The following is a 26,338-nucleotide window of genomic DNA, read 5'->3' as shown; positions in this document are numbered from 1 at the left end:
CGGGGTGAGGGCATCAGACCGCACCCAACATAATTCAGAACATGGCCCTGCCATATTCCATATCAGACGTACCAAAGTATTTCGCAATGGTCTGGCCGATGTCCGCGAAGGATTCACGGTGACCCAGAGAGCCTGGTTTTACTTTCGGGCCGTACACCAGCACCGGAATGTGCTCGCGGGTGTGGTCGGTACCGGTCCAGGTCGGGTCGCAGCCGTGGTCGGCGGTCAGGATCAGAATGTCATCTTCACCCACCAGCTCCATCAGCTCCGGCAGACGGCGGTCGAACAGCTCCAGACCCGCAGCGTAGCCAGCGACGTCGCGACGGTGACCCCAGGAGGAGTCGAAATCGACGAAGTTGGTGAAGACGATAGTCTTGTCGCCCGCCTCTTTCATCTCTTTCACGGTAGCGTCAAACAGCGCGTCCAGACCGGTGGCTTTCACTTTTTTGGTGATGCCGCAGTTAGCGTAGATATCCGCAATCTTACCGACGGAAACCACCTGGCCATCTTTCTCTTCAACCAGTTTCTGCAGCACGGTCGGCGCTGGCGGTTCTACGGCCAGATCGTGACGGTTGCCGGTACGCTGGAAGTTGCCCGGTTTGTCGCCCACAAACGGACGCGCGATCACGCGGCCAATGTTGTAGCCGCCTTCGGTCAGCTCTTCACGGGCGATTTCGCACAGCTCGTAAAGACGATCCAGGCCAAAGGTCTCTTCGTGGCAGGCAATCTGGAACACGGAGTCAGCAGAGGTGTAGAAAATCGGCTTGCCGGTTTTCATGTGCTCTTCGCCGAGCTGGTCCAGAATGACGGTGCCGGAAGAGTGGCAGTTGCCGAGATAGCCCGGCAGGTTTGCGCGCTCAACCAGCTTATCCAGCAACTCCTGCGGGAAGCTGTTCTCCTGATCGGAGAAATAGCCCCAGTCGAACAGAACCGGCACACCGGCGATTTCCCAGTGGCCTGACGGGGTGTCTTTCCCGGAAGAGAGCTCGTGAGCCCAGGCGTATGCGCCAACCACTTCGGCGTTGGCGTCCATACCGGCTGCCACTTTACCGGTGGAACCTTCATGGGCTTTAACCAGGCCCAGACGGGTCAGGTTTGGCAGATTCAGCGGGCCCTGACGACCGTTGTTCGCTTCGCCTTTTGCACAGGCTTCAGCAATGTGACCCATGGTGTCTGCACCGGTGTCACCAAAGCGATCTGCATCTTCTGTAGCGCCGATGCCGAAAGAGTCCAGCACCATAATAAATGCACGTTTCATATGTTCTCCGTACTCAGTGCTTCATAAAAAAGCGATCAGATCAGTATACCGCTATTCGGTAATACGACGATAGACCGAAGGCGAGCTTTCTGGGGCATTATCCGCCAGAGTAATGGCAGCCTTCACGGCTTTCGCCGCGTCCTGCCAGCTGTTTTCATCTTTCGCGTGGATCACCGCCAGCGGACGTTGACCGTCAACGCTGTCGCCCAGACGGGCCATATCGGTGAAGCCGACGCTGTAATCAATGCTGTCGGAAGCCTGACGACGACCGCCGCCCATGGAGACCACCGCCATACCCAGCGCGCGAGTGTCCATCGCCGAGACGAAGCCTTCGGTATCCGCGTACACCGCTTTGCTGAGCATCGCGGTTGGCAGGTATTTGGCGTAGTTTTCCACGAAATCGGTCGGGCCTTTCTGGGCAGCAACCATGCGGCCAAAGATCTCCGCCGCTTTGCCGTTATCCAGCACCGCCTGCAGTTTCGCCCGGGCGTCGGCGTCATCGTTCGCCAGTTTGCCTGAAATGAGCATCTCGACGCACAGCGCCATGGTCACCTCGAACAGGCGCGGGTTGCGGTATTCACCTGTCAGGAACTGTACCGCTTCGCGCACTTCAACCGCGTTACCCGCGCTGGAAGCCAGCACCTGGTTCATGTCGGTAAGCAGTGCGGTGGTGCGCACGCCAGCGCCATTGGCAACGCCAACGATCGCTTCGGCAAGCGCCGCTGAGAGTTCGTAGGTCGGCATAAAGGCGCCGCTGCCCACTTTCACGTCCATCACCAGCGCATCCAGACCTTCGGCCAGTTTCTTGGCAAGGATCGAAGCGGTGATCAGCGGGATGGAGTCGACGGTCGCGGTAATGTCACGCGTGGCGTAAAAACGCTTGTCCGCCGGAGCAAGAGAGCTGGTCTGGCCGATAATCGCCACACCCACATCTTTAATAATGTCGCGGAAGCGGTTGTCATCCGGGAGGATATCGAAGCCCGGAATGGCTTCCAGTTTGTCGAGCGTGCCGCCGGTATGACCGAGGCCGCGCCCGGAAATCATTGGAATGTAGCCGCCGCAGGCAGCGACCATTGGCCCCAGCATCAGCGAGGTGACATCACCCACGCCGCCGGTGGAGTGTTTGTCCACGATCGGGCCATTAAGGTTAAGGCTCTTCCAGTCCAGAACGGTTCCTGAATCCCGCATCGCCATGGTCAGCGACACGCGCTCCGGCATCGCCATATCGTGGAAGAAAATGGTCATCGCCAGGGCGGCAATCTGCCCTTCAGAGATGGTATTGTCGCGAATGCCGTTGATAAAGAAACGGATCTCTTCGTCGCTTAAAGCATGACCATCACGTTTTTTACGAATAATTTCTTGTGCGAGAAACAAAATAACCCCCTGAGGAAGTGAGTCGAAGGCTAACCGTAGGCCGGGTAAGCGTAGCGCCACCCGGCGAACCGGAACAACGCCGGATGGCGGCTACGCCTTATCCGGCCTACAACGAATAGTGCTATTAGTAGCTGCTTGCGCTCTTACCGTCGCCGTGACCCAGTGCTTTCAGCAGGCTGGCCAGCAGGCTGGATGCGCCGAAACGGTAGTGGCGGGCGTCTGCCCAGTCGGCACCGAACAGCTCATCGGCAATCGCCAGGAACTGCTGCGCGTCTTCTGCGGTACGCACGCCGCCCGCCGGTTTGAAGCCCACGGTTTTTTCTACGCCCATATCGCGGATCACTTCCATCATGATGCGTGCGCTTTCCGGGGTGGCATTGACCGGCACTTTACCAGTGGAGGTTTTAATGAAGTCTGCACCCGCTTTAATAGAGATTTCAGACGCTTTACGGATTAAAGCCTCTTCTTTCAGCTCGCCGGTTTCGATGATCACTTTCAGCAGCACGTTTGCCGCTGCGCAGGCCTCTTTACAGGCTTTCACCAGCTCAAAGCCCACCTGCTCGTTACCGGCAATCAGCGCGCGGTAAGGGAAGACCACGTCAACTTCGTCAGCGCCGTAAGCGATGGCGGCGCGGGTCTCTGCCAGCGCGATTTCGATGTCGTCGTTACCGTGTGGGAAGTTGGTCACGGTGGCAATACGCACGTCCGGCGTGCCCTGCTCTTTCAGGGTCTTACGCGCGATCGGAATGAAACGCGGATAGATACAGATAGCCGCCGTGGTGCCCACCGGGGTTTTCGCCTGATGACACAGGGCGATCACTTTCTCGTTCGTGTCGTCGTCATTCAGGGTGGTCAGATCCATCAGTTTTAAAGCACGCAGGCTGCTTGCGGTTAAATCGGTCATAACATTCTCCGGGCGTATAGCCGTAAAATTTCACCTTGCGGGTCTGTGAGTATTCTAACATTCACCCGCTTTCTCACTTCGACATTCATCACAGTTAATGAAATATGCATACAAATTTGCATAACCATAATGAGATCAACTTCAAATAATTTAGCTACAACTGCTGATTAAAGCGTCAGGCACCCGCGCAGGATCAAAGGCGACCGGAGGGACTCTTTCTACAATCTTCCGCTGTCCATGCAGAAGAATAAGGAAGCGACAATGTCCCCATCCACCCCCGCCGCCCTGCAACAACGTTGCCAGAAAATTGTGACAAGCCCGGTGTTAAGCCCCGAACAAAAACGCCACTTTCTGGCGCTGGAGGCAGAAAACAATCTGCCCTACCCGGCCCTGGATAACGATGCGCGTCTGGCGCTGGCCGGGGGATTTATCTGCGATATGTTTGAAGGCCACGCGCCTTACAAACCGCGCTACGTGTTGCCTGACTATGCGCTGTTCCTGAAACAGGGTTCAGAGTGGCTGGACCTGGAAGGCGCTCAGGATCTGGATGATGCGCTGTCGCTGCTGACCATCCTTTACCACCATGTTCCGTCCGTTACCGCCATGCCGGTGTTCCTCGGCCATCTCGATACGCTGCTGCAGCCGTATGTTAGAATTCTAACACAAGAAGAAATCGATATTCGAATAAAACGTTTCTGGCGCTACCTCGATCGCACCCTGCCGGATGCCTTCGTCCATGCCAATATTGGCCCGGCAGACGGCCCGATAACGCGCGCCATTTTACGCGCCGATGCAGAACTTAAGCAGGTTTCACCCAATCTCACCTTTATTTACGATCCCAAAATCACGCCGGACGATCTGCTGCTGCAGGTGGCGAAGAACATCTGCGAATGCAGTAAACCGCATATCTCCAACGGGCCGGTAAATGATAAAATTTTCACAAAAAATGGCTTTGGCGTGGTCAGCTGTTACAACTCGCTGCCGCTGGCAGGCGGGGGAAGCACCCTTGTGCGCCTCAACCTGAAGGCCATCGCGGAGCAGAGCGAAACCCTCGAGGCGTTCTTTACCCGCACCCTGCCGCACTACTGTCAGCAGCAGATCGCCATCATCGATGCCCGCTGCGACTTCCTGTATCAGCGTTCCGGCTTCTTTGAGAATAGCTTCCTGGTGAAAGAAGGGCTGATCGATCCCAACCGTTTTGTGCCCATGTTCGGCATGTACGGCCTCGCCGAAGCGGTGAACGTGCTGTGCGAGAAAGCGGGGATTAACGGGCGCTACGGCAAAGATGACCAGGCCAATGCGCTGGGGTATCGCATCAGCGAGCAGCTGGCGGCCTTTGTGGAAGCCACCCCAGTTAAACATGGCTGGCGACACCGCGCCATGCTCCATGCCCAGTCGGGGATCAGCTCTGACGTGGACACCACGCCGGGGGCGCGTCTGCCGTATGGCGATGAGCCGGATGCGATTAGCCACCTGCTGGCGGTCGCGCCGCATCATCGCCACTACCACGCCGGGATCAGCGACATCCTGACCCTGGACGAGACCGTGAAGCGCAATCCGCAGGCGGTGGTGGAACTCTGTCTGGGCGCTTTCCGCGCCGGGATGCGCGAATTCAGCGCTAACGTTTCAGGGAACGATCTGGTTCGTGTGACGGGGTATATGGTGCGGCTGTCCGATCTGGAAAAATACCGCGCCGAAGGCTCGCGCACCAACACCACCTGGCTGGGCGAAGAGGCCGCCCGCAACACCCGCATACTGGAGCGCCAGCCGCGCGTGATAAGCCATGAACAGCAGATGCGCTTTAGTCAGTAAGGTTATCCCGTTCTCCTGCGTTGACGGGCCCGGCAGCCGCCTGGCCCTGTTTCTGCAGGGGTGCAACCTGCGCTGCAAAACCTGCCACAACCCGTGGACCATCGGGCGCTGCAACGACTGCGCCGCCTGCGTGCCGCACTGCCCGCACGATGCGCTGAATATTCAGGCCGGACGGGTCTGGTGGGATGACGCGACCTGCCAGCAGTGCGATACCTGTCTGCAAATGTGCCCGCAGCAGGCGACGCCCATGGCGCAGCGGTTAAGCGTGGAGGAGGTTATCGTGCAGATCCGCAAGGTCGCGCCCTTTATCTCCGGCATCACCGTCAGCGGCGGGGAAGCCACCACCCAGCTGCCGTTTCTGGTGGCGCTGTTTTCCGCGCTGAAAGCCGATCCGCAGCTTCAGCATTTGTCCTGTCTGGTGGACAGTAACGGCCTGCTAAGCGAAACCGGCTGGCAAAAGCTGCTCCCGGTGTTTGATGGCGCAATGGTCGATCTTAAGGCCTGGGACAATGCCCATCACCGTTTCCTGACCGGGCGCGACAACGCGCTTATCAAGCACAGCATTCGCTGGCTGGCGGCACACCACCGGCTGAGCGAGCTGCGTTTACTGGTGATCCCGGATCGCTGTGATTACCTGACGCACCATCGCGAACTGGTCAAATTTATCCGTCAGCTGGGGGATGTTCCGGTCAGGATCAACGCTTTTCATGCCCATGGCGTCTACGGCGAAGCCCGTCACTGGCGCAGCGCGACGGCCGATGATGTCGAACCGCTGGCGCAGCTGTTGGAGCGTGAGCAGATCGCAGTGATCCGCCCGGCGCTCTATCTATAGCGGCAGGTTGAACAGCGCGCGGGTGTTATCCAGCAGCGCCTGGGCGATCTCATCCGCAGGCTCCGGGCGCAGTTCACATAATGTTGTAAATACCCTCGCCGCCTGCTCAGGGCGGTTCGGCTGGCCCTGAAAACCGTTGAGCGGCATATCAGGGGCATCGGTCTCCAGCAACAGGGCGGAGAGCGGTAGCTGCGCCATCACATCACGGGTTTTACTCGCGCGGGGATAGGTGATGGTGCCGCCGACGCCAATTTTATAGCCCATCTCCACAAAACGCTGGGCCTGCTGCAGGCTTCCGGCAAAGCCATGGACCACCCCGGTTCGCGGCAGATTGTGGCGCCTGAGGTGCATCGCCAGCTTGTCGTGGGTGCGCCGGGAATGGAGGATCACCGGCAGATCGTAGCGTTTCGCCAGCTTCAGCTGGGCATCAAGGATCGCTTCCTGTCGTTCGAAGTGAGGATCCTCGCGATAGAGATCGAGGCCGATCTCCCCCACCGCCACCAGCCTTTCCGGCTTTGCCGCCAGCGCCGCTTCCAGCGTGTCCAGATGCGCATCCTGATGGGATTCAATCACAATGGGATGCAGACCCAGAGCCATATACAGCGCCGGATAGCGCGCCCCGAGATCCAGCACCCGATCGATGCTCGCCACATCAATGGCCGGAACCACGATGCCCATAACGCCCGCCTCGGCGGCACGCTGGATGCTGGCGGGCTCATCACCGGTAAAGGGGGAGAAATCAAAGTGACAATGGGTATCAATAAAGCGGTAAGTCACGCCAGATCCTCGTTATCAAACAGGGTGTCGTTGGCCTGCGGGGCATCCACGAGCGGGGTGGTAAGCGCATCGTTGGCCACGCTTGCAGGAGGAACCACCACCGTGGCCGGGGCGATGATCCGCTGGTGGCGGCGCAGCGGCGGCTGTTCGGCAAGCAATTTGCCCACCGTCGCCAGGAAATAGCGCCCGCACAGACGTCCGGTTTTGTAGTCGTCCCGCAGAGCGGGGATGCGGCTGCCCAGCGCCATGCTGTTAAGCGGTTTTGGCGGATAGATTTCGAAGATCCTGAGTTTGCCCGGCGGCTTTTCAATAAAATGCTGGATGGCGTGATAGCTCGCCTCATGGTGCGACACCAGGTTGAGCATCGGTTGCAGGCTGCTTTCACCCAGCCAGCGCTCCATCCGCTTAAACCACTGCGGCGTATAGTACATCTGCGACGGCACGGTGCGGATCACCACGATGGTATTCGCGCCGCGTCGGGCCGCCTCCTGCACCGGGATCGCATCGCTGACGCCGCCGTCCAGATAGCTAATCCCGTCCAGCAGCGCCCCCGTGCGGTAGAAACCGGGGATGGCGCTGCTGGCGCGAAGAATATCCAGCCAGTTCTCTTTTTGCGGCGAAAAGTAGCTTGCCGAGTAGTCATCGCCGCGACAGGCGCACATCCAGAAGGCTTTGCCGGCATCGAACAGGCGCGAGGCGCTGTCCATCGCCAGCGGCATTTTGCTGGCGGTGGCGTCCAGCAGCCAGTCGAGATCGATAAGATTGCCGCCGCGCACAAAGCGCAGCGGATCGAAGAAATCGCGGGAGGTGGTGTAACGCATGATCACTTTGCGGGCGTAACCCGGCTGATTACAGACGTAGGCCGAGAGATTTTGCGCTCCGGCGGAGGTGCCGAAGAAGAGATCGAACGGGTTAAACTGCGCGCGCATAAACTCATCCAGCACGCCGGCCGTGAAGATCCCTCGCTGCCCACCGCCTTCACATACCAGCGCAATCTGGCCTGGCCGAAAGGGTTTCAGTGCTAACGGCGCAATATTGCCGAGCGTTACCGGAATTCGCTGCCCCACCTCTGCTTTCCTGTTTTTTATTTGTTATATCCCTACACAGTAGCGCACACCCGCCGGTTTTCCCAAACCCGATATCCACCAAATAAAAAGGCCCATGCTTAACATGGGCCTTTTCTTCAGCATAACGGTTACCTGAGCTATGGACGACGGCGTCCGGTGAACAGGCTTACCAGGAACAGGATAATACCGACGACGAAGACAATTTTCGCCGCACCCGCCGCGGTACCCGCCAGACCACCAAAACCCAGAGCGGCGGCAATTAACGCGATAACCAGAAAAATGATGCCCCAACGAAACATATGACTCTCCTTTACCATAGTTAATGTCGACCGCATGGTGAGCGCTCAGGTTTGCTCACGGCGATATCTACATGTTTAATTCTTATATCGCCTTCTGGCCTCAGCCAGAAGGACGAATTATCGATTTTTATTTCACTTTCAGATCGTTTTTAACGCTTTTCACGCCATCAATAGCTTTGGCGATGCTTTCAGCACGGTCGCTCTGTGCTTTTGACTCTACTTCACCGCTCAGCTGTACCACGCCGTCAGTGGTTTCCACTTTCACATGACGTGATGGGACGATGTCATCAGCCAGCAGTTTGGCTTTGATTTCACTGGTGGTCGCTGCGTCACCAGCATAGCCCTTGGCAGATTGCTCTTTGCCATCACGGACATGCAGTTTATCGCTGACGGATTTCACACCTTCAACACCTTTCGCCACGCTAACGGCTTTTTCAGCCTGCGCCTGGCTTTCTACAAAGCCACTCAGCGTAACGACGTTTTTATCGGTTTCTACGGAAATATCGGTGCTCTTAATGTCATCAGCATCCACCAGCGCAGCTTTTACTTTTGCTGTGATAGAGCTGTCATCCATGAAGTTACCGACTTTATTCATAGAGTTATCGATTTTTTCACCAGCGGTATTGGCTGTGGATTGCGCTTTGTCGGTTGCAGTGGTTTCCGCCATCGCAGAACCGCATACCAGTGCGCTACCCATCATTACCGCCAGCAGAGTTTTCGAAATCTTCAGTTTTTTAGTATTCATCGATGTATTCCTGTGTTTTGCTCCGACTTCGAGCGTCAATCATTACGTGCAAGTAGTCTTTATTACTACCAATCAACACTCGGGCGAGATGAGAACCTTATCAACACGCATTGAATGGAGCTTTCATCTGCGCCCGGTGTTAAACACTGAGTTAAATATAGATCACTCTCACAGGCGCGCTTTCAGAATCGGGCAAAAAATGAGCAATAAGCAGCAAAAGCCGTTGAATTAAGAACATTCCGCAAGGGATTAATAAGGCAGGGATTTAAAGAGATTTAAGCAGAGCACGGCGGCTGCCGTGCTCCGGGAAGGGATTAGTGCTCGCGGGTTTTGCGGAACTGAATATCCGGATAACGATCGTGCGCCAGGTTCAGGTTAACCATGGTCGGGGCGATATAGGTGAGGTTATCACCGCCGTCGAGCGCCAGCTGGATCTCGTTCTTACGCTTAAACTCTTCGAATTTCTTCACGTCAGAACACTCTACCCAGCGGGCGGTCGCCACGTTCACCGATTCGTAAATCGCTTCAACGTTGTACTCGCTCTTCAGACGGGCAACCACCACGTCAAACTGCAGCACACCCACGGCGCCCACGATCAGGTCGTTATTGGCGATTGGACGGAACACCTGTACCGCGCCCTCTTCCGACAGCTGAACCAGCCCTTTCAGCAGCTGTTTCTGCTTCAGCGGATCCTTCAGGCGGATACGGCGGAACAGTTCCGGTGCGAAGTTCGGAATACCGGTGAACTTCATCATCTCGCCCTGGGTAAAGGTGTCACCAATCTGGATGGTGCCGTGGTTATGCAGACCGATGATGTCGCCCGGGTACGCCTCTTCCACGTGGGAACGGTCGCCGGCCATAAAGGTCAGCGCATCCGAGATCACCACGTCTTTACCGGTGCGCACCTGGCGCAGCTTCATGCCTTTTTCATATTTGCCGGAGACCACACGCATAAACGCCACGCGGTCGCGGTGTTTCGGGTCCATGTTGGCCTGAATCTTAAAGACGAAGCCGGTGAACTTCTCTTCACTGGCGACCACTTCACGGGTGTCTGTGTTACGCGGCATCGGCTGCGGCGCCCACTCCACCAGGCCGTCAAGCATATGGTCTACGCCGAAGTTACCCAGTGCGGTACCGAAGAAGACCGGGGTAATTTCGCCGCTCAGGAACAGCTCCTGGTCAAATTCGTGGGAAGCGCCTTTGACCAGCTCCAGCTCATCACGCAGCTGGCCAGCCAGCTCTTCGCCTACCGCCGCGTCCAGATCCGGGTTATCCAGCCCTTTCACGACACGCACTTCCTGAATGGTGTGACCTTTACCGGTCTGATACAGGTAAGTTTCGTCTTTATAAAGGTGGTAAACGCCCTTGAAGAGCTTGCCGCAGCCAATCGGCCAGGTGATTGGCGCGCAAGCGATCTTCAGCTCGCGCTCCACTTCATCCATCACTTCCATCGGATCGCGAATGTCGCGGTCGAGTTTGTTCATGAAGGTCAGGATCGGCGTATCGCGCAGACGGGTGACTTCCATCAGCTTACGGGTACGATCCTCAACGCCTTTTGCGGCATCGATAACCATCAGGCAGCAGTCCACCGCCGTCAGGGTACGGTAGGTATCTTCGGAGAAGTCTTCGTGACCCGGGGTGTCCAGCAGGTTCACCAGGCAGTCGTGATACGGGAACTGCATCACGGAGGTGGTAATAGAGATACCACGCTGCTTTTCCATCTCCATCCAGTCCGATTTTGCATGCTGGGCGGAGCCACGGCCTTTTACCGTACCGGCGGTCTGGATCGCCTGTCCGAACAGCAACACCTTCTCGGTGATTGTCGTTTTACCGGCATCCGGGTGAGAGATAATGGCAAAAGTACGGCGTTTCGCCACCTCTTGCAGATAAGGAGACAACGTCATAATTAAATCTTCTTTAAAAAGCGCGACAGCAGGCCGCGCATCATGAATACGAAAATGCGGCTATTTTACCCATCAATGGGGGGCAGGCAATCAATGTTTACACAGGAGTTGCTCCAGTTCGCCGAGGGAGGTCACGGTCCAGGTCGGTTTGATTCCCTCAGGCAGGGTGCGATTGTGCGCGTTCAGCCAGCAGGTTGACAGCCCGGCGTTCATCCCGCCAAGGATATCGGACTCCGCCGTGTCCCCAACCATCAGCACTTTTGACCGGTCAGGGTTCCCGGCCTGAGCCAGCGCATAATCGAAGATTTGCGGGGCCGGTTTTGCCACGCCCACCTGTTCTGAAATCACTAATAAATCAAAGTAGTCACGAAAACCGGTCCGCTCAAGGCGGATCTGCTGGAGCGCGGTAAAGCCGTTGGTGATGATCCCGAGCTTCGCCTTGCCCTTCAGGGAGGCGAGCAGCGACGCGGCGCCCGGCAGCGGGGCGCAGATCTCGGCCATCGCATTCAGGAAGGCATTGTTGAGATCGCCTGGCGGAACGTTAAGGCGATCCGACCACCCCTGGAAACGCTGGTGCTGAAGCTGTAACGCGGTGATAGCGCCGTTCTGGTAGTCCACCCACAGCGGTTTATTCACCGTCTGGTAATCCTGGAAGTCTTCAGCGGTAAAGGTCACGCTGTAGTCGAGAAACATCCGCTGTAAGCCGCCGTACGCGTCAAAGGTAAACAGCGTTTCGTCAGCATCAAAGAAAATCCAGTCCCAGTTCATTGTTACAACCTTTATTAGTTATCCAAGCGGCAGAGCCATGATGATGGCGTCTTCACGTCCTTCTGCGGTGGGGTAATAGTTACGGCGGATCGTCGCCTCGTTAAAGCCCAGGCTTTCATAGAGTGCGATGGCGGCGACGTTCGAGGCCCGTACTTCCAGCCACAGCGTGAACACGTCTCGTGCTTCCAGCTCGCGAATTAAATGTTCCAGCAGTTCTCTGCCCAGCCCACGGCGCTGGAAAGCAGGATCTACAGCGATGTTAAACAGCGTCGCTTCATCCAGAACGACCTGCGTGATGGCAAATGCCGCCAGCTGATTATCGACATCCAGCCGATAGTTCAGGTAACGCTCACCCTGGTTGCTGGCAAAGGTTTTTTCACTCCACGGAAAGGCGTGGGCGCGTTTTTCGATGTCAAAAGCCTGCGCTAAATCAGTCGTCTTGAGGGAAGAAATTGTGTTCATGTTCGCAGATTTGTTGCCACAGCGCGCGACGTGCCGCCGGGTTTACGTTAAGTTCGTCCAGGGCTGGCGTGGCCATGCTCGCGCCCTCCAGAGCAATCTCTTCCTGTACGCCAAGCTGCCAGCTGTTGCAGCGGCTGCCCTCGGGCAGCATGGCGACGCGATCGGGCGTCAGCTGCAGCACCTGGTCGGCCCCCAGCCTCAGCGCGCGCAGCACGTCGGCCACCACCGGCTCGCTCAGCGCGGGCAGGCTCTTCGCCACCATCACCAGACGAATATGCGCCGGAAGGGAGATGGCGATTTCACCCTGCAATGCCGCCGGGCGGCGCAGCGCCCACTGGGTAATGCCCAGTTGCTGTAATTGCCTGTCTCGTCGGGATGCCATTGCCAAAACTCCTGTTTGTCAGGCGCGCAAATATACCAAATGTGTCGAATCTGCGCCATCTACCTACTATAATCCCCGCCTGAGTTTATTGAGGAACAATTCATGTCTGCATTTACCCCGGCAAGTGAAGTCTTGCTGCGCCACAGTGATGATTTCGAACAAAGCCGTATTCTGTTTGCCGGAGATATGCAGGATGACCTGCCTGCCCGTTTCGAGTGTGCCGACAGCCGTGCGCACACCCAGCAGTATCACCACTGGCAGGTGCTGAGCCGTCAGATGGGCGAGCGCGTCCGTTTCAGCCTGGTGGCCGAACAGGCCGACGTGGCCGACTGCGACACGCTGATCTACTACTGGCCGAAGAACAAACCTGAAGCCCAGTTCCAGCTGATGAACCTGCTCTCCCTGCTGCCGGTGGGTTGCGATATCTTCGTTGTCGGTGAAAACCGCAGCGGCGTGCGCAGCGCTGAGCAGATGCTGGCGGAGTACGCCACCCTGACCAAAATCGACAGCGCCCGTCGCTGTGGCCTCTATCATGGCCGTCTGGACAAAAAACCGACCTTCGACGCGGAAAAATACTGGGGCGAATATCAGCTTGATGGCCTGACCATCAAAACCCTGCCGGGCGTCTTCAGCCGCGACGGTCTGGACGTGGGCAGCCAGCTGCTGCTCTCCACCTTCACGCCGCACACCAAAGGCAAAGTGCTGGACGTCGGCTGTGGCGCAGGCGTGCTCTCCGCCGTGCTGGCCAGCCACTCACCGAAAGTGCGTTTAACCCTGACGGATGTCGGCGCATCAGCCATCGAAGCCAGCCGCGCCACCCTTGCGGCCAACGGCATTGAAGGCGACGTGTTTGCTTCCAACGTTCTGTCCGACGTGACCGGCCGTTTCGATATGATTATCTCTAACCCGCCGTTCCATGACGGGGTAGAAACCACCCTCGAAGCGGCGCAGACCCTGATCCGCACCGCGGTGCGCCATCTGAACAGCGGCGGTGAGCTGCGTATCGTGGCAAACGCCTTCCTGCCGTACCCGAAAGTGCTGGACGAAGTCTTTGGCTTCCACGAAGTGCTGGCGCAAACCGGCCGCTTTAAGATCTACCGCGCGATCATGACCCGCCAGGCGAAGAAATAACCCCCTCAGGCCTGATCCACCCGATCAGGCCATTTTTGCAACAAATAAAACATCCGGCACAATTATCTGTTGACGAACAGCTGAAAACATCTAGAATGCGCCTCCGTGGTTACGATACTTTTTTTGTATCGATGGTATGCGAAGGTGGCGGAATTGGTAGACGCGCTAGCTTCAGGTGTTAGTGTCCTTAGGATGTGGGGGTTCGAGTCCCCCCCCTCGCACCAATAACCATGATTGATATTGCTCGCACTGGGCGAAGGTGGCGGAATTGGTAGACGCGCTAGCTTCAGGTGTTAGTGTCCTTACGGATGTGGGGGTTCGAGTCCCCCCCCTCGCACCAACGAGGCGATATCAACAAAATAAGATGACTGTGCGAAGGTGGCGGAATTGGTAGACGCGCTAGCTTCAGGTGTTAGTGTCCTTAGGATGTGGGGGTTCGAGTCCCCCCCCTCGCACCAATTATCTTATCTCTCCTTAGAAATTCTCTCTTTCTCCCGTTAGTTCAGATTCATCACCAGAACCCACATGCCCGCAATCAGCGCGACACATGATGGCAGCAGCACGAAATGCCGCAGCTGTTTATGCCAGATCATGGCAGATGAAATCAGCAATCCCGACGCAATAATCACTTTCCAGACCGCCAGCGACAGATCGGTACACGCCAGCCCGGCAATCACCATTCCCGGCAGTATCACTCCCCATCCACTTCCTAACGCCCTGCTCAACATGATCCGTCTCTCATCTCGATAATGATAACCAATATCATATGATAGATTTTCTCATTTGTCAGCGTTAAGTCTGAATGCGTAAAATTCCTTGCGAACGGTTTTATCTATAGTTAGGATTGGCAATCATTATCATTTAGATTTTTATCCAGCTAACTTATGGCCATACGTTCTGCACAAGCCGTCGAGAATATCATCTGGCAAACTCCCCTCCCGACCAGGCCTTCAGGGCTTGCGGACGCGGTGCGTGAGACCATTGCCGGGACGCGTGCCTATCTGCTGGACGTCATCAAGCTGGACGAACCCCATCCGCATCACGCTCTGACGCTGGCGCAGTGGCAACGCCCTGCCGAGCTGCAGTCGTTGCTGGCGACCTACTCCGATCATATTTACCGTAATCAGCCTACGCTGGCGCGCGAGAACAAGCCGCTGCTGTCGCTGTGGGCGCAGTGGTATATCGGGCTGATGGTGCCGCCATTGATGCTGGCCCTGCTTACCCAGGACGTGGCGCTGGATCTTTCTCCTGAGCACTTCCACGTTGAGTTCCATGAGACCGGGCGCGCCGCCTGCTTCTGGATCGACGTCCACGAAGACAGCCAGACGACCTCGCTTTCGGCGCAGCAGCGGATGGACGTGCTGATTACCCGCGCGCTGATCCCGGTTGTGGAAGCGCTGGAAGAGACGGGCGAGATCAACGCCAAACTTATCTGGAGCAATACCGGCTACTTAATTCACTGGTATCTGACCGAAATGAAAACCCTGCTGGGGGATGAGAAAGTGGACGCCCTGCGTCAGGGAATTTTCTTTGCCCGCCAGCTTTCTGATGGCCGTGACAACCCGCTTTACCGCACCGTCGTTCCACGCGACGGGCTGCTGGTGCGCCGCACCTGCTGTCAGCGCTATCGCCTGCCGGATGTTCAACAGTGCGGGGATTGCACGCTTAAATAAACAGGTGCGGCCTGATGCCCTCACCCTGGCCCTCTCCCACAGGGAGAGGGAACAAACACTAAAAACGGCGACCTTGGGTCGCCGTTTTGCGTTTACCTATGCCACCTGCTGGCTTTCCTCTTCTGTGCGCTGGGCCTCTTCGGCCTCCTGCGCCAGGAGCTGTTTCTCATACACCTTAAAGAACGGGTAGTAGATGATGGCGGAAACCACCGCGAGCAGCACCACGAGGATCGCCGCACGGAAGTCCCAGCCCAGCGCCCATGCGGCTCCTACAGGCGCAGGCGCGGTCCAGGGAACAACGGAAATCACACGGCCAATCAGATCCAGCTTCATCGCCGCCCACGCCAGCACCGCGTTCACCATTGGCGCCAGCAGGAACGGGATAAAGAACACCGGGTTCATCACGATTGGCGTCCCGAAGATCACCGGTTCGTTGATGTTGAAAATGCTCGGTACCACGCTCAGACGCCCAATGGAGCGCAGATGCGCGGAGCGACTACGCAGATAGCAGAACACCAGCCCCATCGTAGCCCCGGAGCCACCAATCACAATGAAGAAGGTCCAGAACGCCTCCATAAAGATGTGCGGCAGCGGCGTGCTTTGTGCCAGCGCGGTCTGGTTCATCCCCAGGTTGGTGAGCCAGAACATCTGCAGCATCCCGGAGACAATCGCCGCCCCGTGAATGCCCGCAAACCACAGCAGGTGCCCAATCAGCACCGCCAGCAGTATCGCCGGCAGCGAGTCCGCCGCTGCCACCAGCGGTTTAAAGATGGCCATGATCGCCTGCGGGATCAGCATGCCAAACTGTGACTGAATAAGCAGGCTCAGCGGATAGAGGGTTAACACCACCACCAGCACCGGGATCAGCAGGTCGAAGGAGTTTTTGATCATCGGCGGCACCTGATCGGGCAGGCGAATACCGATGTTGTGAGCCTTCAGAAAACGCATCATCTCAACACAGTAGATCGCCACCAGAATGGCGGTGAAGATCCCCGTGCCGCCGAGGCTATCCACCGGCAACGCACCTTTGGTTTTTGGCGCGGCAATCAGCAGGAAGGCCATCAGCGACAGCATGGCGCACATGAAGGGATCGAGCTGATGCGACTTAACGTAATGCTTGCCGAGGTTGTAAGCGATAGCGGCACAAATATAGAGGGACATCACGCCCATCGTCATATCGAAGGGGGTGAGGATCTGGCCTTCGAACTGTTTTGCCATATCCAGCCAGGCGCGGGCGAAGCCCAGGGTGGTGTCCGGTGAAAACGGCGGGTAGGCAAACACCAATAAGAACGAGCCGACAATCATAAACGGCATGGCGGAGATAAAGCCGTCACGGATCGCCATCACGTGACGCTGGGAAGAGATGCGTCCGGCAATGGGGCTGACATAGTTTTCGACAAAGCGGAATATCAGGTTAAACGCAGCATGGTTGGCAGACATAACGGCTCTCCTGTCAGACGATCGGTTCGGGCGCTGTTACGCCGCACGTTGTTCCATATACCACTTTCACCACCTTGCTGGTTCGCATACCAGCGGTACTGCTCAAACGGATAGGTTTCATAATCGACTCTTATTATTGGATACAGGGGAAATGACGTAATCAGTATTAATCTCCGCATCATGGTCTGCAACCGGTTACTGTAACCGGTTTCCGTGATTGTGAAGAGGATCCAGAAATCGCTGATATCAGAAGTGGGTGACTTAGGAAATATTTACAGAGCATAATTTCTTATGACAGATTACGCAGAGTATTTTTCTGGAGGAAACAATGAGTTTGCAGTCTGTGCGCCAGTTTTTTGCTGATCACGCCCCGGATGTTGAAGTCATCGAGCTGGGTCAGAGTACCGCCACCGTTGCGCTGGCGGCCGAAGCGCACAACGTTGCGCCGGGACAGATAGCGAAAACGCTGTCGCTGAAAATTAAAGACGAGGTGATCCTCGTGGTCGCCAAAGGCGATGCGCGCCTTGATAACAAAAAGCTGAAGCAGACGTTTGGCGCAAAAGCCCGGATGCTTAGCAGCGATGAAGTGGTGACAATAACGGGACATCCCGTTGGTGGCGTCTGCCCGTTTGGACTGGAAACGCCGCTGGCGGTTTACTGTGATATTTCGCTCAGGGAGTATGCGGAAGTTCTGCCTGCCGCCGGGGCGATCCACAGCGCGGTGCGCATTTCTCCGGAAAGAATGGCGGAGCTCACTCAGGCTACATGGGTGGACGTTTGTCTGTAAGACCCGCGCCAGACATTATTCTGGCGCAGTCTTATATGCCGATTATGAAAAGTGCGGAACAATAAAGCGCGGCGCGCGGTGATCCGGTACGGGGAAATGCGTCAGGATATCTGCCGCGTGCAGTAACCCCACGTCAGAACGAACACCAAGCTTAAGCATGGCATTAAACTTATGCGCACGAATGGTTTTAATGTTGCGATCCAGTCGGATGGCGATTTCCGGGATGGAAAAGCCGCACGACATGAACTGCAAAATGGCGCGTTCAGTCGGGCTCAGCAAACGCCCACGGTGAATATTCCAGTGGTTGTTGTGGCAGTCATTTACCCGTCGGTTCTCGCTCAATAATTTGCTCAGTTGCTCCTGCAGGTCGGCCAGCGGCGCGGATTTCAGAAGGACCCCGTGCAGACGTGACGGCGAAAGCTGATTAATCAGGCTTGCTTCTGACGCATCCGATGCCAGCACAATTCGCTGGATAGCACCGTGAGTGGCTGAAATTTCCTTAATACATACCAGACAGTTACGCCGCTCTTCACGCTCATCAGAGAGCGAATAAATCAAAGACGCGTACGGAACAAAATTAAGTGAGGACTGAAAACTGGCAATATTACTAAACAGATGGACTTCATAACCTTTGAATGCCGGACTGGCAAAAAGATGCTTCAGCCCCATAGCACTCATCATGCACTTTTCGACGATAGCGATATGTCTTTTTGTAGCGCTCTTTTCCATTCGTCTTGCTCTCCATAGGCAGAGAATAAACTCAGCTCTTTCATTCCCTTGGTGCTGTTAATCCACGCATACATTTCGGCGTTACTCGTTAAGGCGAGTCTTCTCATTGCGCTATTTTTTTGCGCGCTTACCGTTTTATTACTCTTTTTGAGCAATGCGGCGATTTGATTAATTCCCCATCCTTTCCCAAGCAAGCGTAATACTTTACGCTCCGAGAACGTCAACATGACATCGTCCTGATTGTCATAAAACTCTTCCGGATCGGGTCTTAATAACGTCTGACTAATACGTTCGGCATGTTCACTGCCGGAACGAACTGCCTTAACCAGGCCTTCGACAGGTTCTGCGTCAGACAGTAACGTACTTTCTGGTCGCATCAGAAGTTCAACGGCAAGAGGATAAAATGCGCGAGAAACCAAAAATATCCAGTGAATATCTCTATACTGATTTTGTAATGCGTAATACTGATTGCAAATATTACGCGGATTATGCTGTTCACCTGAAATATCAACGATGATCACAATGGCGCGACGCAGTTGAAGAAGCGTGAGTTCTTCATGGGAGCGGCAGTATGAACGTTCGTAGTCTGGGAAATAGCGTGACATAATGCTCCCGATACCGGTTTGCATTATGGGTGATTTACCAATTATTATTACGCTTTTACAAGCTATTGTCGGTACTTGTGTTCCGAATCCATTCATACGGCCATTCCGTGTCTTTCATCCAGTTGAAATACCTGATCATTTAAAATGGCGACGTAAAAATGTAATGTTTTTCCTTTTTCGTTAGCTGAGCAAAATGAGAGTGCGATAAGAACCAGCATCACAAATGTATACACCGCCAAAACGGCGTTAATATCGCAAAATAATGACTAAATGTTAACCCTTGCCCCGTGATATTTTCAGAAAGAGTAAATTAGATACTCTAAATATAAATTTAATAAATATAAAAATATAAAAAACATAGAAATTAATAATTAATCATCTGAAAATAACGCCTGGTGACAGCACCAATCTGCTTAAACCTTGATCTGGCCCAGCGCAAGCGCCACAGGGTTGTGTGCTAAAAGTAGACATTCCGGCCATTCAACACCAACTCTCCCTCAGGGCAACAGATGCAGGCAGATCAATCCCCACAACGCGCCGCCACGCGACTGTGTATTCAGTGCGGCCTTTTTTTATTACAACACGGCGCCGAAAGCGCCCTGGTCGAAGAGCTCTCCACCCGCCTGGGGCTGGCGCTGGGCATGGACAGCGTAGAAAGTTCCATCTCCTCCAACGCCATTGTGCTGACCACCATCAAAGGGGGCCAGTGCCTGACCTCAACGCGAAAAAACCACGATCGCGGGATCAACATGCACGTCGTCACCGAGGTGCAACACATCGTGATCATGGCGGAACACAAGCTGCTGGATATGCAGGGCGTCGAAAAACGCTTTAGCCAGATCAGGCCGTTGCGCTATCCACGCTGGCTGGTGGTGCTGATGGTGGGCCTCTCCTGCGCCTGTTTCTGCAAGCTCAATAACGGCGGCTGGGACGGCGCCCTGATCACCTTTATCGCCAGCACCCTCGCCATGTACGTGCGACAGGTGCTGACGGGCCGGCATCTGCACCCGCAAATTAACTTCTGCATCACCGCGTTCGTCGCCACCACCGTCTCCGGGCTACTGCTGCGACTGCCGGGTTTCGCCACGACACCCACCATCGCCATGGCCGCCAGCGTGCTGCTGCTGGTGCCGGGCTTTCCGCTGATCAATGCCGTGGCGGATATGTTTAAAGGGCACATTAATACCGGCCTGGCGCGCTGGGCGATTGCCAGCTTACTGACCCTCGCCACCTGTATCGGGGTGGTGATGGCCATGACCTTATGGGGGCTTCGCGGATGGGCGTAATCGATTTTCTCTGGGCGCTGGCCCAGGACATGATCCTGGCGGCCATTCCGGCGGTGGGGTTTGCCATGGTGTTTAACGTTCCCCGTCGAGCCCTGCCGTGGTGCGCGCTGCTGGGGGCTATCGGCCACGGCTCGCGCATGGCGATGATGACCGCTGGAATGAATATCGAATGGTCGACCTTTATGGCCTCAATGCTGGTCGGCAGCATCGGGATCCAGTGGTCGCGCTGGTATCTGGCGCACCCGAAAGTCTTCACCGTCGCCGCGGTGATCCCGATGTTTCCGGGGATCTCAGCCTATACCGCGATGATTTCGGCGGTGAAGATTAGCCATTTTGGCTACAGCGAAGCGCAGATGATCATGCTGCTGACCAATTTCCTGAAGGCCTCGTCGATTGTCGGCGCCCTCTCAATCGGGCTGTCGATACCCGGACTCTGGCTCTACCGCAAGCGTCCCCGGGTCTGAGAGTTGTGTTCTCCCGCAGCCGTGGCGATAATCCTCTGTTCTCATATGGCTAAGTAAGGAGCGGATGTGGCTAACCCTGGCAGCGAAAACGCAGAAAACAGCGACGGATCCCGCCTGAAAGATAAAATCTTCCTCAGCGCCCTCTCGCTGTTTGCCGAGTACGGGCTTAACGGCGCGCGCATGGAGCAGATTGCCGAGAAAGCGGGCACCACCAAGCGAATGGTGGTGTATCACTTTAAGACCAAAGAGAACCTCTACCTGCTGGTACTGGAGTATGTCTACACCCAGATCCGCGCCAGTGAAAAGCAGCTCAGCCTGGAGGCGATGCCGCCGGTAGAAGCGCTGGTGCAGCTGGTGGAAACCACCTTTGACTATCACGCCGATCATCCCGACTACATTCGTATCATCTGCATGGAGAACATGCAGCGCGGCCGGTTTATGCAGCAGTCAGCCTTATTGCGCCAGGTCAACCGCAGCGCCCTGGATCTGCTGGAAATCATCCTGAACCGCGGCAAAGAGAAGCAGCTGTTTAATGAGACGGTGAACGCCCGGGATCTGCACCGCCTGATCAGCAGCTTCAGCTTTCACTATGTGGCTAACAGCTACACCTTCACCCTGCTGTTTGAAGACGGGGCCGATGAACAGGCCCAGCGGCAACACTACCGAAAAATGGCGGTTCAGGTTGCCTTGCGTTATACCTGTCCTTAGCTCACTCAACCCTGAGATAAGGAACCAGCCATGTCTTTAGAAAAAGTTGTCTATACCGCCAAAGCCAAAGCCACCGGCGGCCGTGATGGCCGCGCCACCTCGTCCGATGGCGTACTCGATGTGAAGCTGGGCGTGCCCAAAGAGATGGGCGGCGCGGGCGGTGAAGTCACCAACCCGGAACAGCTGTTTGCGGCGGGCTATTCAGCCTGTTTTCTCGGCGCGATGAAGTTCGTGGCCGGGCGCGACAAAATCACCATGCCGCAGGATGCCTTTATTGAAGGCGAAGTGGGAATTGGGCCGCTGCCAACCGGGTTTGGCATCGAAGCAAAACTGAATATTCACCTGCCGGGGATGGACGCCGCCGAGGCGAAAAAACTGGTCGATGCGGCACACATTGTCTGCCCGTATTCTAACGCCACCCGCAACAATATTGATGTGACGCTGAATATTATCTCCTGACTTTTCAGGGGGTCAGGGAGCGGGTCTCAGACCCCTGCCTGCCCCCTCCTCTCTGTGCTACCATAAGCCCATATCTCGTCCGCAGTAATTCAGTAGAGAAGTGCTATGTCCTCCAGAATCCTGACCACCAGCGTCACTGGCATTGATGCCTTTATGCACGATCCCCGCGGCGTGCTGGCGAATGCGCAAGGCGGTACCGTCGCCGTATTTGCCGATAACGCACCGGCGTTTTATGCGATCACGCCGCAGCGTCTGGCCGAGCTGCTGGAAACGGAAGCGCGCCTGTCGCGCCCGACCAGCGATGTCACTCTGGATACCCAATTCTTCGACGAACCCACCAGCGCGCCGGTTGCGGTGCCGATGGGGAAATTCGCCATGTATAACGGCTGGCAGCCCGACCCCGACTTTCAACGCCAGGCGGCGCTGTGGGGCATCGCCCTCACCCAGCCTGTTGCCCCGGAAGAGCTGGCCGCCTTCACCGCCTACTGGCAGGCGGAAGGGAAAGTGTTTCATCATATCCAGTGGCAGCAAAAGCTGGCGCGCAGCGTGCAGATCAACCGGGCCAGCAACGGCGGTCAGGCCAAACGCGATGTGAATACCTTTTCAGAACCGGATAAACAGATCCCCCACGGATTCCGAGGTGCCAAATGAAAGAGTTCGGCGAACTGATGAAACGTCTGCAAAAGATGATGCCGGCCAACGTCAAACCGGCCTTTACCACCGGCGAAGAGCTACTGGCGTGGCAAAAAGAGCAGGGAGAAATCCGCGCGGCGGCGCTGGCACGGGAAAACCGCGCCATGAAAATGCAGCGCACCTTTAACCGCTCCGGCATTCGTCCCCTGCATCAGAACTGCTCCTTCGATAACTACAAAGTGGAGAGTCAGGGGCAGCTGAAAGCCCTGCAGCAGGCGCGCCAGTACGTTGAAGAGTTCGACGGCAACATCGCCAGCTTTATCTTCAGCGGCAAGCCAGGCACCGGCAAAAACCATCTCGCGGCGGCCATCTGCAACGAGCTGCTGCTGCGCGGCAAATCGGTGCTGATTATCACCGTGGCCGACATCATGTCAGCCATGAAGGATACCTTCAGCAACCGGGAGACCAGCGAGGAGCAGCTGCTTAACGATCTCAGCAACGTCGACCTGCTGGTGATTGACGAGATCGGCGTGCAGACCGAATCGCGCTATGAAAAAGTGATCATCAACCAGATCGTCGATCGCCGCTCCTCTTCCAAGCGCCCGACCGGCATGCTCACCAACCATAACGTTGATGAAATGACGCGTCTGCTGGGCGAGCGGGTGATGGATCGCATGAAGCTCGGCAACAGCCTGTATGTGATTTTTGACTGGGAAAGCTATCGCAGCCGCGTTACCGGTAAAGAGTATTAGGATTGTTTACCGCGAAGCGCACAAGCATGAGGTTTATACTGGCTGCCATTCCGCCCGACGGGCAATCGACAGAGCATGCTTTATGAAAACACATTTTCTTCTCAGCGCCGCAGTCAGCGCCCTTCTGATGACGGGTGCAGCACAGGCAGCCTCCTCCTGGCAGGACACGCTTAACAGCGCCGCCAGCCAGCTTAGCGCGGGCAGCACCTCTTCCCAGAGCGGCGGCCTCTCCGCTTCCGCATTGACCGGGCTGCTGAGCAGCGGCACCGAGTCGCTCTCCGCCAGCAACATGAATAACGCCGCCGGGATCCTCGAGTACTGCGCCAAAGAGAAGCTGGCCTCGATGACCGATGCCACCAATATTAAAAACCAGGTGCTGGGTAAACTGGGTATCGATACCCCGCAAGAGCAGCAGCAGGACACCAACTATCTGGAGGGCATCCAGGGTCTGCTGAATGCCAATAACGGCGAGCAGCTGAATCTGGAAACCATCGGCAACTCACCGCTGGCGAAAAAGGTCAAAGCCCAGGCCTGTGATTTTGTCCTGAAACAGGGCATGAGCTTTATCTCCTGATCCCCGAAACGCCGCGTCCCTTGCCGCGGCGTTTACCCCCATCCCCCGCAGAAAGCGACGCCGGTCAAACATTCGATTTTCTAAACCAAATCCTAACAACAGCACAATTACGTGACACTACAATTGCAGCTTGATGGCATCGCCATTACATTGGATCACCCAAAAATTAAACAGTTAATCCGCTGATCTGCGGATGCCTTTGTTGAGGATAAGCTGTTGTCAGAGTTTATTTCTGTTGCCCTGTTTATCGCCTCGGTCGTTATCTATTCCCGCAAAGCGGGTCGTAACACCTGGTGGTTTGCCGTCACCCTTATGGTGCTGGGGCTTTTTGTCGTTTTAAACATTACCCTCTACGCCAGTGATTACTTTACCGGTGATGGCATTAACGATGCCGTTCTCTACACCCTGACCAACAGCCTGACCGGCGCTGGGGTTAGTAAGTACATACTTCCTGGTGTTGGCATCGTGGTTGCGCTGGTGACGGTATTCGGCCTGCTGGGCTGGATCCTGCGCCGTCGTCGCCATCATCCGCATCACCTCGGCTACAGCCTTCTGGCGCTGGTGCTGGCCCTCGCCTCGGTGGACGCCAGCCCGGCGTTTCACCAGATCACTGAGCTGGTGAAATCGCAATCCCGCGATGGCGATCCCGACTTTGCCGCGTATTACAAAGAGCCGGGTAAAACCATTCCCAATCCGAAGCTCAATCTGGTCTATATCTACGGCGAAAGCCTGGAGCGGACCTATTTTGATAATGACGCCTTCCCGGATCTCGCCCCGGAGCTGGGTGCTATCAAGAACGAAGGGATCGATTTCAGCCATACCGCGCAGCTGCCCGGCACCGACTACACCATCGCCGGGATGGTCGCCTCCCAGTGCGGTATTCCGCTGTTCGCCCCGTTTGAAGGCAACGCCTCCGCGTCGGTGTCCAGCTTCTTCCCGCAGAATATCTGCCTCGGCGATATCCTGAAAAACTCCGGTTATCAGAACTATTTCATGCAGGGCGCCAACCTGCGTTTCGCCGGGAAAGACGTGTTCCTGCAGTCCCACGGCTTTGACCATCTGTATGGCGCAGAAGAGCTGAAAACCACCGTGGCAGACCCTAAGTACCGCAACGACTGGGGCTTCTACGACGATACGGTGCTGGATGAAACCTGGAAAAAATTCGAGGAGCTGTCGAAGTCCGGCAAGCGTTTCTCGCTGTTTGCCCTGACGGTGGATACCCACCACCCGGACGGTTTTATCTCCCGCACCTGTCAGCGCAAGCGCTACGCGATTGACGGCAAACCGAACCAGTCGTTCAGCGCGGTGGGCTGCAGCCAGGAGCACATCGCGGCGCTGATCGAAAAAATCAAAGCCTCGCCATACTTTAAAAACACGGTGATTGTGGTCTCTTCCGACCATCTGGCGATGAAAAACACCGCCTGGGATGCGCTGAACAAGCTCGACCGCAGCAACCTGTTCTTTATTCTGCGTGGCGATAAGCCCCAGCAGGAGGTGATGGCGGTGAAGCGCAACACCATGGATAACGGCGCCACGGTGCTGGATATCCTCGGCGGGGATAACTTTATCGGCCTCGGGCGCAGCAGCCTCTCCGGGCAGTCGCTCTCCGAAGTGTTCCTTAACATGAAGGAAAAGGTGCTGGCGTGGAAACCGGACGTGATCCGTCTGTGGAACTTCCCGAAAGAGCTGAAAGACTTCACCATCGACAGCCAGAAAAACATGATGGCCTTCTCCGGCAGCCATTTCCGTCTGCCGCTGCTGCTGCGCGTCTCCGATAAGCGGGTCGAACCGCTGCCGGAAAGCGAGTACTCCGCTCCGCTGCGCTATCAGCTGGCGGACTTTGCCCCGCGGGACAACTTCGTCTGGGTCGATCGCTGCTACAAGATGGGCCAGCTGTGGTCGCAGCCGCTGGCGCTTTCCACCGACTGGTGCGTTTCTCAGGGCCAGCTGGGCGGCGAGCAGACCGTGCAGCACGTCGATAAAGCGCAGTGGAAAGGCAAGACGGCGTTTAAGGATACGGTGATCAGCACCGATCGCTATCAGCGTAACGTCGAGTTGTTGAAAGTGTCCGACAACGACATCCGCTACAAGGCCGACAGTTTTGTCTTTAACGTGGCCGGCGCGCCAGAAGAGGTGAAGCAGTTCAGCGGGATTTCACGTCCGGAAACCTGGGGCCGCTGGTCCAACGCCCAGTTGGGCAATGAGGTGAAGATCGAATACAACCAGCCGCTGCCGGCGAAATTCGATCTGGTGATCACCGCCAAAGCCTGGGGGCCGAACGTCAACAAGCCGATCCCGGTGCGCATTGGCGATAAAGAACAGACCCTGACGCTGGGTCATGACGTCACCACCACCACGCTGCATTTCGACAACCCGTCGCGCAGCAGCACGCTGGTGATTGTGCCGCCTGCACCGGAGTCCACCAACGAAGGGAATATTCTCGGCCACTCTCCGCGCCAGCTGGGGATTGGGATGGTGGAGATCAAAGTGGTTAACGCCGAAGGGTAATGAGC

The 26,338-nt window shown here is 56.2% G+C and carries 28 protein-coding genes and 3 tRNA genes; 16 read left to right on the top strand and 15 right to left on the bottom strand.

Translation table 11 applies throughout. The annotated features are described in order from the left end of the window. Window positions 1–34: 34 nt before the first annotated feature. The 3 genes from deoB to deoC form a co-directional block, all read right to left on the bottom strand. Window positions 35–1,258, bottom strand: a complete 1,224-nt coding sequence (deoB, locus tag FFB58_RS15700) for a phosphopentomutase (RefSeq protein ID WP_138370380.1) — start codon at window positions 1,256–1,258, stop codon at window positions 35–37. 51 nt (window positions 1,259–1,309) lie between these two features. Continuing rightward, window positions 1,310–2,632, bottom strand: a complete 1,323-nt coding sequence (deoA, locus tag FFB58_RS15695) for a thymidine phosphorylase (RefSeq protein WP_138370379.1) — start codon at window positions 2,630–2,632, stop codon at window positions 1,310–1,312. A gap of 124 nt (window positions 2,633–2,756) precedes the next feature. Continuing rightward, complete coding sequence (deoC, locus tag FFB58_RS15690; protein WP_205735743.1) at window positions 2,757–3,536, bottom strand: deoxyribose-phosphate aldolase; 780 nt, start codon at window positions 3,534–3,536, stop codon at window positions 2,757–2,759. 261 nt (window positions 3,537–3,797) lie between these two features. On the opposite strand from deoC, the gene FFB58_RS15685 reads away from it, so the two are divergent. Together FFB58_RS15685 and FFB58_RS15680 are read left to right on the top strand one after the other, a co-directional pair. Further along, window positions 3,798–5,348, top strand: a complete 1,551-nt coding sequence (locus FFB58_RS15685; RefSeq protein ID WP_138370377.1) for a YjjI family glycine radical enzyme — start codon at window positions 3,798–3,800, stop codon at window positions 5,346–5,348. Next, window positions 5,320–6,180: a YjjW family glycine radical enzyme activase gene (locus tag FFB58_RS15680; protein ID WP_039030470.1), complete on the top strand. Its 861-nt coding sequence runs from the start codon at window positions 5,320–5,322 to the stop codon at window positions 6,178–6,180. Before FFB58_RS15685 ends, FFB58_RS15680 begins: the two co-directional genes overlap by 29 nt. On the opposite strand, the gene FFB58_RS15675 is transcribed toward FFB58_RS15680, so the two are convergent. The 8 genes from FFB58_RS15675 to FFB58_RS15640 all read right to left on the bottom strand — a co-directional run bounded on the left by FFB58_RS15675 (window position 6,175) and on the right by FFB58_RS15640 (window position 12,584). Then, the gene (locus FFB58_RS15675; protein ID WP_138370376.1) at window positions 6,175–6,957 is read right to left on the bottom strand and encodes a metal-dependent hydrolase; all 783 of its coding nucleotides are present in this window, start codon (window positions 6,955–6,957) and stop codon (window positions 6,175–6,177) included. The two genes, FFB58_RS15680 and FFB58_RS15675, sit on opposite strands and share 6 nt — an antisense overlap. Further along, window positions 6,954–8,024: a patatin family protein gene (locus tag FFB58_RS15670; protein WP_039030472.1), complete on the bottom strand. Its 1,071-nt coding sequence runs from the start codon at window positions 8,022–8,024 to the stop codon at window positions 6,954–6,956. Before FFB58_RS15670 ends, FFB58_RS15675 begins: the two co-directional genes overlap by 4 nt. 137 nt (window positions 8,025–8,161) lie before the next feature. Further along, on the bottom strand, window positions 8,162–8,323 hold the full coding sequence (locus FFB58_RS15665; protein WP_002887716.1) for a DUF1328 family protein: 162 nt from the start codon (window positions 8,321–8,323) through the stop codon (window positions 8,162–8,164). 127 nt (window positions 8,324–8,450) lie between these two features. Then, on the bottom strand, window positions 8,451–9,068 hold the full coding sequence (gene osmY, locus FFB58_RS15660) for a molecular chaperone OsmY (protein ID WP_039030473.1): 618 nt from the start codon (window positions 9,066–9,068) through the stop codon (window positions 8,451–8,453). 314 nt (window positions 9,069–9,382) lie between these two features. After that, window positions 9,383–10,972: a peptide chain release factor 3 gene (gene prfC, locus FFB58_RS15655; protein WP_039030474.1), complete on the bottom strand. Its 1,590-nt coding sequence runs from the start codon at window positions 10,970–10,972 to the stop codon at window positions 9,383–9,385. A 90-nt stretch (window positions 10,973–11,062) separates the two neighbouring features. Continuing rightward, on the bottom strand, window positions 11,063–11,740 hold the full coding sequence (gene yjjG, locus FFB58_RS15650; protein ID WP_138370375.1) for a pyrimidine 5'-nucleotidase: 678 nt from the start codon (window positions 11,738–11,740) through the stop codon (window positions 11,063–11,065). 18 nt (window positions 11,741–11,758) lie between these two features. Beyond that, window positions 11,759–12,202 (bottom strand): ribosomal protein S18-alanine N-acetyltransferase, encoded by a 444-nt coding sequence (gene rimI, locus FFB58_RS15645; RefSeq protein ID WP_138370374.1) that lies wholly within the window; start codon window positions 12,200–12,202, stop codon window positions 11,759–11,761. Then, window positions 12,171–12,584, bottom strand: coding sequence for a DNA polymerase III subunit psi (locus FFB58_RS15640; protein ID WP_138370373.1), 414 nt, complete (start codon window positions 12,582–12,584; stop codon window positions 12,171–12,173). The genes rimI and FFB58_RS15640 overlap by 32 nt, the downstream gene beginning before the upstream one ends. A gap of 102 nt (window positions 12,585–12,686) precedes the next feature. On the opposite strand from FFB58_RS15640, the gene rsmC reads away from it, so the two are divergent. The 4 genes from rsmC (at window position 12,687) to FFB58_RS15620 (ending at window position 14,173) form a co-directional block, all read left to right on the top strand. Next, entirely contained in the window at window positions 12,687–13,715 is a 1,029-nt protein-coding gene (gene rsmC / locus FFB58_RS15635) for a 16S rRNA (guanine(1207)-N(2))-methyltransferase RsmC (protein ID WP_138370372.1), read from the top strand. Window positions 13,716–13,853: 138 nt separating this feature from the next. Further along, window positions 13,854–13,939 (top strand) — tRNA-Leu (locus FFB58_RS15630). Window positions 13,940–13,968: 29 nt separating this feature from the next. Beyond that, window positions 13,969–14,055: transfer RNA gene (locus FFB58_RS15625), tRNA-Leu, on the top strand. A 32-nt stretch (window positions 14,056–14,087) separates the two neighbouring features. After that, window positions 14,088–14,173 (top strand) — tRNA-Leu (locus FFB58_RS15620). A 39-nt stretch (window positions 14,174–14,212) separates the two neighbouring features. On the opposite strand, the gene FFB58_RS15615 is transcribed toward FFB58_RS15620, so the two are convergent. After that, window positions 14,213–14,443 (bottom strand): DUF1435 domain-containing protein, encoded by a 231-nt coding sequence (locus FFB58_RS15615; protein WP_039030479.1) that lies wholly within the window; start codon window positions 14,441–14,443, stop codon window positions 14,213–14,215. Between the two features lie 156 nt (window positions 14,444–14,599). On the opposite strand from FFB58_RS15615, the gene fhuF reads away from it, so the two are divergent. Beyond that, complete coding sequence (gene fhuF, locus FFB58_RS15610; protein ID WP_138370371.1) at window positions 14,600–15,388, top strand: siderophore-iron reductase FhuF; 789 nt, start codon at window positions 14,600–14,602, stop codon at window positions 15,386–15,388. A 96-nt stretch (window positions 15,389–15,484) separates the two neighbouring features. Here fhuF and FFB58_RS15605 read toward each other — a convergent pair whose 3' ends face one another. Beyond that, entirely contained in the window at window positions 15,485–16,828 is a 1,344-nt protein-coding gene (locus FFB58_RS15605; protein ID WP_039030481.1) for a PTS sugar transporter subunit IIC, read from the bottom strand. A gap of 328 nt (window positions 16,829–17,156) precedes the next feature. Between FFB58_RS15605 and FFB58_RS15600 the strand changes: the two genes are divergently transcribed. Further along, entirely contained in the window at window positions 17,157–17,615 is a 459-nt protein-coding gene (locus FFB58_RS15600; protein WP_039030482.1) for a YbaK/EbsC family protein, read from the top strand. Between the two features lie 42 nt (window positions 17,616–17,657). Here FFB58_RS15600 and bglJ read toward each other — a convergent pair whose 3' ends face one another. After that, a complete protein-coding gene (gene bglJ / locus FFB58_RS15595; RefSeq protein WP_039030483.1) occupies window positions 17,658–18,293 on the bottom strand; it encodes a DNA-binding transcriptional activator BglJ in 636 nt (211 codons plus the stop codon). Beyond that, window positions 18,293–19,045, bottom strand: coding sequence for a response regulator transcription factor (locus FFB58_RS15590; RefSeq protein ID WP_171029967.1), 753 nt, complete (start codon window positions 19,043–19,045; stop codon window positions 18,293–18,295). The genes bglJ and FFB58_RS15590 overlap by 1 nt, the downstream gene beginning before the upstream one ends. Before the next feature lie 413 nt (window positions 19,046–19,458). Here FFB58_RS15590 and FFB58_RS15585 point away from each other — a divergent pair, with 413 nt between their 5' ends. The 8 genes from FFB58_RS15585 to opgB all read left to right on the top strand — a co-directional run bounded on the left by FFB58_RS15585 (window position 19,459) and on the right by opgB (window position 26,333). After that, a complete protein-coding gene (locus FFB58_RS15585; protein WP_039030484.1) occupies window positions 19,459–20,235 on the top strand; it encodes a threonine/serine exporter ThrE family protein in 777 nt (258 codons plus the stop codon). Further along, on the top strand, window positions 20,226–20,699 hold the full coding sequence (locus FFB58_RS15580; protein WP_039030485.1) for a threonine/serine exporter: 474 nt from the start codon (window positions 20,226–20,228) through the stop codon (window positions 20,697–20,699). The genes FFB58_RS15585 and FFB58_RS15580 overlap by 10 nt, the downstream gene beginning before the upstream one ends. Window positions 20,700–20,765: 66 nt before the next feature. Further along, window positions 20,766–21,407, top strand: coding sequence for a TetR family transcriptional regulator (locus FFB58_RS15575; RefSeq protein WP_138370370.1), 642 nt, complete (start codon window positions 20,766–20,768; stop codon window positions 21,405–21,407). 30 nt (window positions 21,408–21,437) lie between these two features. Continuing rightward, window positions 21,438–21,866, top strand: a complete 429-nt coding sequence (locus FFB58_RS15570; RefSeq protein WP_039030487.1) for an organic hydroperoxide resistance protein — start codon at window positions 21,438–21,440, stop codon at window positions 21,864–21,866. Between the two features lie 105 nt (window positions 21,867–21,971). Then, window positions 21,972–22,517, top strand: a complete 546-nt coding sequence (dnaT, locus tag FFB58_RS15565) for a primosomal protein DnaT (protein WP_138370369.1) — start codon at window positions 21,972–21,974, stop codon at window positions 22,515–22,517. Further along, the gene (dnaC, locus tag FFB58_RS15560) at window positions 22,514–23,251 is read left to right on the top strand and encodes a DNA replication protein DnaC (RefSeq protein WP_039030489.1); all 738 of its coding nucleotides are present in this window, start codon (window positions 22,514–22,516) and stop codon (window positions 23,249–23,251) included. The genes dnaT and dnaC overlap by 4 nt, the downstream gene beginning before the upstream one ends. An 82-nt stretch (window positions 23,252–23,333) precedes the next feature. Continuing rightward, window positions 23,334–23,825, top strand: a complete 492-nt coding sequence (locus tag FFB58_RS15555; protein WP_039030490.1) for a DUF2501 domain-containing protein — start codon at window positions 23,334–23,336, stop codon at window positions 23,823–23,825. A 216-nt stretch (window positions 23,826–24,041) separates the two neighbouring features. After that, window positions 24,042–26,333, top strand: coding sequence for a phosphatidylglycerol--membrane-oligosaccharide glycerophosphotransferase (gene opgB / locus FFB58_RS15550; protein WP_138370368.1), 2,292 nt, complete (start codon window positions 24,042–24,044; stop codon window positions 26,331–26,333). Window positions 26,334–26,338: the final 5 nt, after the last annotated feature.

The sequence above is a fragment of the Enterobacter sp. MF024 genome (assembly GCF_005843915.1).
Classification (GTDB): Bacteria; Pseudomonadota; Gammaproteobacteria; order Enterobacterales; family Enterobacteriaceae; genus Enterobacter; species Enterobacter barmai.
The sequence above is the reverse complement of the archived record's forward strand: the minus strand, read 5'-3'. Positions and strand labels throughout refer to the sequence as shown.